The 7,648-nt window shown below is 39.4% G+C and carries 7 protein-coding genes and 1 pseudogene; 4 read left to right on the plus strand and 4 right to left on the minus strand.

Going from position 1 to position 7,648, the window contains the following annotated elements:
- Window positions 1-1,320, plus strand: a complete 1,320-nt coding sequence (locus MTX11_RS03565) for a sensor histidine kinase (RefSeq protein ID WP_243474382.1) — start codon at window positions 1-3, stop codon at window positions 1,318-1,320.
- A 26-nt stretch (window positions 1,321-1,346) separates the two neighbouring features.
- On the opposite strand, the gene MTX11_RS03570 is transcribed toward MTX11_RS03565, so the two are convergent.
- A complete protein-coding gene (locus MTX11_RS03570) occupies window positions 1,347-2,057 on the minus strand; it encodes a phosphatase PAP2 family protein (protein ID WP_243474383.1) in 711 nt (236 codons plus the stop codon).
- A gap of 38 nt (window positions 2,058-2,095) precedes the next feature.
- Window positions 2,096-2,482 (minus strand): diacylglycerol kinase, encoded by a 387-nt coding sequence (locus MTX11_RS03575; RefSeq protein ID WP_243474384.1) that lies wholly within the window; start codon window positions 2,480-2,482, stop codon window positions 2,096-2,098.
- A gap of 187 nt (window positions 2,483-2,669) precedes the next feature.
- On the opposite strand from MTX11_RS03575, the gene MTX11_RS03580 reads away from it, so the two are divergent.
- On the plus strand, window positions 2,670-3,404 hold the full coding sequence (locus tag MTX11_RS03580; RefSeq protein ID WP_243474385.1) for a thermostable hemolysin: 735 nt from the start codon (window positions 2,670-2,672) through the stop codon (window positions 3,402-3,404).
- A gap of 35 nt (window positions 3,405-3,439) precedes the next feature.
- On the plus strand, window positions 3,440-4,195 hold the full coding sequence (locus MTX11_RS03585) for an AMP-binding protein (RefSeq protein ID WP_243474386.1): 756 nt from the start codon (window positions 3,440-3,442) through the stop codon (window positions 4,193-4,195).
- Window positions 4,196-4,410: 215 nt separating this feature from the next.
- Here the strand turns inward: MTX11_RS03585 and MTX11_RS03590 are convergent.
- Window positions 4,411-4,569: pseudogene (locus MTX11_RS03590) on the minus strand (OmpA family protein); the annotation flags it as partial.
- A 390-nt stretch (window positions 4,570-4,959) separates the two neighbouring features.
- On the opposite strand from MTX11_RS03590, the gene MTX11_RS03600 reads away from it, so the two are divergent.
- The gene (locus MTX11_RS03600; protein ID WP_243474387.1) at window positions 4,960-5,901 is read left to right on the plus strand and encodes a M15 family metallopeptidase; all 942 of its coding nucleotides are present in this window, start codon (window positions 4,960-4,962) and stop codon (window positions 5,899-5,901) included.
- A gap of 15 nt (window positions 5,902-5,916) precedes the next feature.
- Here MTX11_RS03600 and MTX11_RS03605 read toward each other — a convergent pair whose 3' ends face one another.
- Window positions 5,917-6,678, minus strand: a complete 762-nt coding sequence (locus tag MTX11_RS03605; protein ID WP_224215777.1) for an alpha/beta fold hydrolase — start codon at window positions 6,676-6,678, stop codon at window positions 5,917-5,919.
- Between the last annotated feature and the right edge of the window lie 970 nt (window positions 6,679-7,648).

A 7,648-nucleotide genomic window follows, 5' to 3' on the forward strand; every position in this document is an offset into this window, starting at 1 on the left:
ATGCAGAAACGTTATTCCTTGCAAAAACGTCTGGTTATTTATATTTCACTGTTTAGCGTGGTATTGGGCTGTGTGCTGATCTTTGCAGCATACCGAATTGCGCTCGAAGAAATTAATGAAGTACTGGATAAACAGATGCAAAGTCTGGCAGAACGTATTTCAGAAAATCATCCGCAACCCTTACAAAGTCAAATCGATCTGGCAAAACAGTACAGTGAAGAAGATTTATTTGTAGATATCTGGTCCTATACAGATACAGCCACTTCCTTGCATCCGCAGGATGTTCTGGTGGCGCCGGTCAGGAAAGCAGGTTTCTACAAGCATCAAACGCCGTATGGAACCTGGTTAACTTATATTATTCCTGGTAAGCAATTACAGATTCAGGTGAGCCAGCAGCAAAATGTCCGGCAGGAACTGGCGCTGGAGCTGGCAGCCAATATGTTTCTTCCTTATGTGCTTTTTTTACCTTTTGCAGTATTTGGCTTAGGCTGGATGATCCGGAAAAACTTTCAGCCGCTCAATGATTTTAAAACTGAATTGGCCAGTCGCAAGGCACAAGACTTAAAGCCAATTGCAATGAAAGATTATCCCCTAGAGCTGGAACCGACTATTCAGGAAATGAATTATCTGTTTGGCCGCATCTCTCTAGCCCAACAGGAACAACGTCAATTTGTAGCGGATTCTGCACATGAATTACGCACGCCACTGACAGCACTAAACTTACAGCTGCAAATTTTGCTACAGCAGTTCCCTCAAAGCGAGTCTATCCATAATTTGAGCCAAGGCATTTTGCGTATGCAGCATCTGGTCAACCAGTTATTAAGTCTGGCCAAACAGGATGTGACCGAAGGTTTAAGCGAACCTGTTCAATTGCTATCACTGAATCAAATGACAGTCACCTGTATCGAAGAACTGATTCAACTGGCACTACAGAAAGACATTGATTTAGGAGTAGAGCAGCAGCAGGAACTGCAGATTCAGGGCCAGGCTTCAGCTTTGCACTCGATTATTTATAATTTAATTGATAATGCAATTAAATACAGTCCGAAGGATGGCGTAATTAATGTGTCGATTTTCCAGCAAGGCCGGCAGGCGGTTTTACAGATTGAAGACAGCGGGGTAGGGATAGATCCTGCTCAATTTAATCAGATCCGGCAACGCTTTTACCGGATTCATAACCATGCAGAAATTGGCAGCGGTTTGGGTTTATCCATTGTAGATAAAGCTACCGAGCGCTTAGGTGGAACACTGGAATTTTCGCGAAGTATTAATCTGGGCGGCCTGTGTGTACAGGTCAAGTTTCCTTTAGGCGAAGCCTAAGCGAATAGGCCTCTAGTTTTTGGGGGTTAAGGTTGCTTGATACTAGAGCGTATAGAAGTGGTCTTTTCTATGGGTAGTTTATGGCTAAACAACGCATAGCCGATAATATTCATGCACCAGATAATCCAGCCAGTCCACAGGTTATGACTCAGGAAATGTGCTCCGCGCATCATTTGTGCCCAGCCCATGGCCAACCCTAAAATTACTGCAGCGATCAAAAGAAAATAAGCCCGCTTGCGGTTAGAAATACGATAAACAAAATAGCCGGCCATCAAGGCAAAACCACTAGATGCATGCCCGCCAGGAAAACAGTGACCCGCAGTGGCACTAAAATCCCACAAAATCCCATTATGGGTAGGTATGGTCATATCCCAGGGACAGGCATGGACTGACTGAGATTTTAAAATTCCGATCGAGGCCGTGGTCAGCACCACCATGCTAAAAAAATAGCCAAATTCCCAGCGCCGTATATGCCAGTTTTGCCATTTCAGTGATGCCAGCCAGCCCAGCAATAATGTGATATACACCAGAATCAGCAGGTCTTTCACATAGCGATGATTGAGTTCTGCCAGTGCCCATTGTTGTCGAAGGGGAAATTGACCCTGATCATCGATAAATGGATAGATGAGCTGTAAGTCCAGCACTCCTCCAATGTCAAAGAAGTTGAGAAGAATCAAAAAACTGAAGATTAAAAGTAAAGTTTGGGTCAGTAAAAACCGGGAACGGTCAGTGATCATTTTAAGTTGTCCACTTCAGGCAGTAGCAAGAGCAGAGGTCAAATCAAATGACCAGCCAAAATGATGCCCCAGGTCAGAGTAATTAAACTGAGTGCTACAAACTGAGCCGCACTGCCCATATCCTTGGCATTTTTAGACAGTTCATCCCGTTCCATGGAAATACGGTCTACCACTGCCTCTATCGCTGAGTTAATCAGTTCAATGATCAACGCCAGTAGGCATACGGCGACCATCAGCGCTTGCTCAGCTGGACTAACCGGCATCCAAAAACTTAGAGGAATCAAAATAAGGTTGATCAGCAGAATTTGCCGGAAGGCAGCCTCATTTTGAAAGGCGGTTTTAAAACCAGCCAGGGAATAACGGGTCGCATTAAAAATACGCTGCGTTCCTGAGGTGCCTTTATAAGGTGAGCGGTAGGAAGACATAGAATAGTTTCAGTTAACAAGAGATAGGATTAACTTAAATTTTCAATCTTAAAATGCTCTTAAAAAAACCGGCCGTTCTCTGGATTTTTTATACACATAGCTTTTATATTCTTTTGCACAAAATTAAGAATTTTTTAAGTTTGGACTTCTATCTTGAGTAGCAAGTTAATTTCGTGGTGTGAGCCAAATGATCAAGTTTAGTTTTGATCCTTATTTATCTAGTCAGATTCACTTTCTAAATACATATTTCAAGCAGCCTGAATATAAAAAACAAACCCATCACAATAAATTTTTACTACAAGTACCTCCGGCGTATCCGGTAATTTCAGCACAGGATCAATCGCTACATTTGACGGTCAAAACTGTAGAACAAAGCGAGACACCTGAACGCCGTAGCCTGGAAAATTTTATTCAGAAAAAATATCAGCAAGTCCATCAGGCCACTGTATCGAGCTTCTCTTCGACCCTGTTTGCCGGTTATCACGGAGCCGAGATGCAGGTGGTGATTGGTATGCAGCATTTAAATCAATTTAATGCCTTTCTGGAACAGTATCTCGATGAACCCGTTGAAAACATATTAAGCAAACTGAGCCAGACCAGGGTCAGCCGAGACAAAGTAGTAGAAATTGGCAATCTGACAGCACTAGATATGGACAAAGCCAAACTGATGGTGGCCTTTCTGGTTTTTCATCTCTCGCAGCAACACATCGAATGGGCAGTATGTACCGGAACAACTGCAGTACGTTATGTGTTGCAACAGATGGGATTACGTTTTCATGTGCTTGAAAAGGCTGATCCGCAAGTCCTTGGAGAGGCACAACGCCTGTGGGGCAGTTATTACCAGCAGAAACCTTATGTGCTGGCGATTGATGTGGCAGAAGCCCTACAAGTCGCTCGTCAACTTTATCAATTTAGTCATTAAAGCATTTTGCTTGATCAGCGAGGCACAGAATTTAAATGATGACTGCTTTATTTGAACGTATCAACCTGCAAGCACGACAATATCCGCAACGAGAAGCGGTAGTCACCGCACAGGCAACACTCAGCTATGCGGAGCTACAGCAGCGGGTAGAATTATTGAGTGCCAGTTTCAAGCAGCTTAATCTGCGCCATCTGGCCTTGTGGGGCATAAATAGTATAGACTGGATTGTAGTCGATCTTGCCGCACAAAAAGCCGGCATGACCGTGATTCCGGTGCCTCTGTTTTTTACTGCAGCGCAGGTACGGCATCTGCTTTCCGACAGCCGAACCGAGCTGCTCTGTATTCTGGATGAATCTTTCTCTGCACCAGAATGGCTGTTAAATCTAGCTAAAGACATGAGTAGAGATGAGATTTCCATTACTGGCCAGCTACATGCACGCTTTTTTCAGCTAGAGCAGGCAGTACAGTATTCATCTTCTTTACAAACCCAGCAACCGGCAAAAATCACCTATACCTCGGGCAGTACCGGGACACCGAAAGGCGTGTGTCTGGCTGAAGACACCATTGAGTCTATTACTCATTCACTGAGCCAGGCACTGGCCAGCAGTCAGCTTGGACGGCATTTGTGCCTGATTCCATTTGCCACCTTATTAGAAAATATTGCCGGCATTTATGTCGCACTGAGCATGGGACGCGCCGTAATTGTTGGCGAGGTGAGCCAGTTTGGCCTGACATCTAATCATACTTTTGAGACAGAGCGGTTTGTAAATGCAGTGCAGAGCGTCTGCTAAATCCCACAATAAAGTATCAGCCCAGTTTTATTGGGCTGGACTGATTAATTCAATTTTCTTCTAAAAATTTCAAAATTCACTTTTATGGACAAGGAAGATATGAACTTATTGTTAGGTGTATCAGATTTAACATAATATACATTATACGAAATACTATTAATATACTCATACAGGTCATTCACCATATACTTATAGCTGCTCAAGCAACTTAAACGTTAAAGCACTTCAAATTCAATCCGACGATTTCTCTTACGACCCTCAGCTGTTGCATTATCCGCTACAGGTTTACTTGAACCTGAACCTTCAGTACTCAGTAAATGCGCTGGAAGATTTTTTGCGATTAAATAAGCTTTTACTGCTTCTGCACGTTGCTCGTATCGGAGATCAGATTGATTATCTCAAGTGTAAAAAAGTTGCTTTTTCTCCTTTTTCAGCAATTCCAGATCAAATCCGACATATCATCCATCGTGAATTACCATTTTTCTGGATTCTGATATTTTTATTATTATTTGCTGTGATCAGCTTTGTGGTTTTTAAATATGCCTTGTCAACAGAACAAGCTGCTGTGTTTTCTCAATATCAAAATTTGATTAGCACTCCTGCTGAACAAGCCTATATTACGATTCATTTACCCTAACTCAATTTTCAAATAAATATGATGGACACTTATAAAAATAAAGACTTAAAAAATGACGCCGTTGGAAAATTTATATCGATGAATAAAAAAAAATTTTTGAATTATTATTAGATCAATCATTCAACTGATGATTTTGATTATATTGAGCAGCTTTATTCTATTAAGCTTAGCTATGTTAGCCTTGCTGTCTTACGAGTTTCGATTAAGAATACAGGATTTTTTTCTTGATTTGATTTCACAAAGCAAACAACAATTTTCTCAAGCAAAACAGTTTGTTCAGAAATTTCATCAGGCGGCATCGCCTGAGCATCTTCAGTCTGAATGGTATTTGCAGCAATGGTGGATTTTGATTTCAGGATTTAGCTTATTTGCCAGTATTTTAATGTTCGCTTTCACTCAGCCACTTACTGCAAGTAGGTTTGAAGCTGAATATTTAAGGAAAGTTGATCCACAGATTTATGCATTATTAGATGGGCAAATATTAACAGCTCCAACTGAAGTTGATGAACAGCTTATTATCGAAGCCTTACAAGAAGAATCTTTAGCAAATCATTCTGTAATTTCAGCGCAAAGCCTTAATCTGAATATTGAAGACATTCATATAAATCCAAATATCAGCACAGCAGACCGTAAATGGCATAAGATGAATCCGCGATTTAAACAGCGCTTACTGATGGTTTTTAAAATTATGCGCGAACAGCATGGTTATGAGCTGGTTTTACTCGAAGGTTATCGAAGTCCGGAAAGGCAAAACTCTTTGGCGACCAACAGTAATATTACCAAGGCCAAAGGCTTTCAAAGTTATCATCAGTTTGGTCTGGCCGCGGATATTGCCTTTAAGCGGAATGGCAAGGTGGTGATTAGTGAACGTGATCCATGGGCCATGCGTGGTTATAAACTGTTTGGCCAGATTGCAGAATCGGTGGGTTTAACCTGGGGCGGTCGCTGGAAATCCATTAAAGATTTTGGACATACTGAATATCGTATGCCCGGTTTAAAGAAAACAGCTGAAATGGCGCATCAACTCATTCATGAAGGACAATTACAGACTCAAACATTTCAGCCTTGAGTGCGAAATCGTAAATTAATTTAGAAAAGTCTGCATATGTTTAATGACTTCATCTGGCTTTTCACCATGCAGCCAATGTCCTGTATTTTCAATGCATTCAATTTTCGCCTGAGAAAATTGTTCATTGATTGCCGCAAAATGTTCAGGTTTTGAGATATAAAAAGAATTACCGCCACGAAGAAATAAAGCTGGCTGATTAATTTTTTCGACCTTTTCCCAATCCATAATATCTGGATAATGATCAAATAAAGCCTGAACATTAAAGAGCCACTGCCCTTTATTAAAGGATTTTAATAAAAACTGAATTACCATTTCTTCATCAATGTATTCACGCATAATTTTTGCTGCCTCAAGTCGTGAAGCAACATTTGCTTGCTGCACCGCAAATAAAGCTTTAAAAATCTCAGTATGATGACTCTCATGATATTGGATTGGTGTAATATCCAGGACGACCAACCTTTCAGTTTGTACACGGGCTAAATCAGCCAATTTCATGGCAATTTTCCCACCCATGGAATGCCCTACTACTACGAACTTTTGAATATTTAAACTGGATAAAGTTTCTAGGACATCTTCAGCCATAAGCTGATAATTTAAGTCTGAACTATGAGCAGAAAGACCATGATTGCATACATCAAGTTGGATCACGGTTCTTTGCTCAGAAAAATATCGAGCTAGTACGCCTAAATTACTTAAACTACCGAATAAACCATGAATGAAGACCATTGGAGATAGTACTGACGTTTCGTGGTGTTGAAGTTGATAATTTAGGATCATTTGAGAATTCCATGATTTCTTTGTTTAAGTGTTTATAGTGGGTTTATATTTGGAATTAATCAATTGCGAAATTTTTAAATATAAAATCCTGCTTAGGCTATTTTATGGGGATATATTTTGCTTAGGCTAAATAATTCATAAACGAATCATAAGTATTTAAAATTACGATTTTAGATCTGGATGGATATTTGGCTATCTATAAATATGAAAGAAGATGGTTGAGTTGTGGTGCAGACTAAATAAAATTAATGAAAATCTTAAAACTGGGATTTAATAACATGTAAACCACTTTTAGGTCAGAGTGTTTCTTAAACTAACTCGCTGTTATTACCCAAATAGACTGAGGTAATTTTGAAAATATTGTTTTTAATTATTCATTGCTTATTATTTATCAAAAAATGACTATTCATAAGTAGCTTATTAATCCACTTGATTCTGTTTAGAATAATACGTCTTAAGTCCAAATGAGTTACAGGTAGTAAATCAGCATTATAAATTTCCCCTCTCTCCCTTTCTTGATAAAGTTGTTAAAATTATGTATTGCTTAGGCTATTTTAATATCTTAGGATGTTCAAGTTATTAGCTTAAATATAAACGTGCAATCACGCTATCCTACTTAAATTATCCTGTTCAAGAAATTACATCACGTATATAAGACATTTTCAGAAAATTATAAAAATCCAGATTATTCATTTATTCTTATCAATATATTTGACTACCGCTGATATATCCCCGGGATATGAGGTATTCACATCAAAATAAATTTAAATTAACTTAACATTTTCTTTATTAAATGATATTCGGGAGATGGTCTTTCAGGTTTTAATATCTATAAAATTTGATTGTAAAACAGACTTATTTATTTTTAGTCTACTGCGAAAAACGTTCGAGAATAGATCTCTTTCATAAATCAAAAAACGATCTTCTTTTTGGTTAATATTTGCACTCCGGATTTCTTGGCATTCGTGCA

It is taken from the genome of Acinetobacter lwoffii, assembly GCF_022809915.1.
GTDB classification, from domain to species: Bacteria; Pseudomonadota; Gammaproteobacteria; order Pseudomonadales; family Moraxellaceae; genus Acinetobacter; species Acinetobacter lwoffii_M.

Coding starts and splice junctions, on each gene's coding strand:
- MTX11_RS03575 (WP_243474384.1), bottom strand. CDS start 2,482: ATGTCTTCCTACCGCTCACCTTATAAAGGCACCTCAGGAACGCAGCGT.
- MTX11_RS03600 (WP_243474387.1), top strand. CDS start 4,960: ATGATTTTGATTATATTGAGCAGCTTTATTCTATTAAGCTTAGCTATG.
- MTX11_RS03570 (WP_243474383.1), bottom strand. CDS start 2,057: ATGATCACTGACCGTTCCCGGTTTTTACTGACCCAAACTTTACTTTTA.
- MTX11_RS03585 (WP_243474386.1), top strand. CDS start 3,440: ATGATGACTGCTTTATTTGAACGTATCAACCTGCAAGCACGACAATAT.
- MTX11_RS03605 (WP_224215777.1), bottom strand. CDS start 6,678: ATGATCCTAAATTATCAACTTCAACACCACGAAACGTCAGTACTATCT.
- MTX11_RS03580 (WP_243474385.1), top strand. CDS start 2,670: ATGATCAAGTTTAGTTTTGATCCTTATTTATCTAGTCAGATTCACTTT.
- MTX11_RS03565 (WP_243474382.1), top strand. CDS start 1: ATGCAGAAACGTTATTCCTTGCAAAAACGTCTGGTTATTTATATTTCA.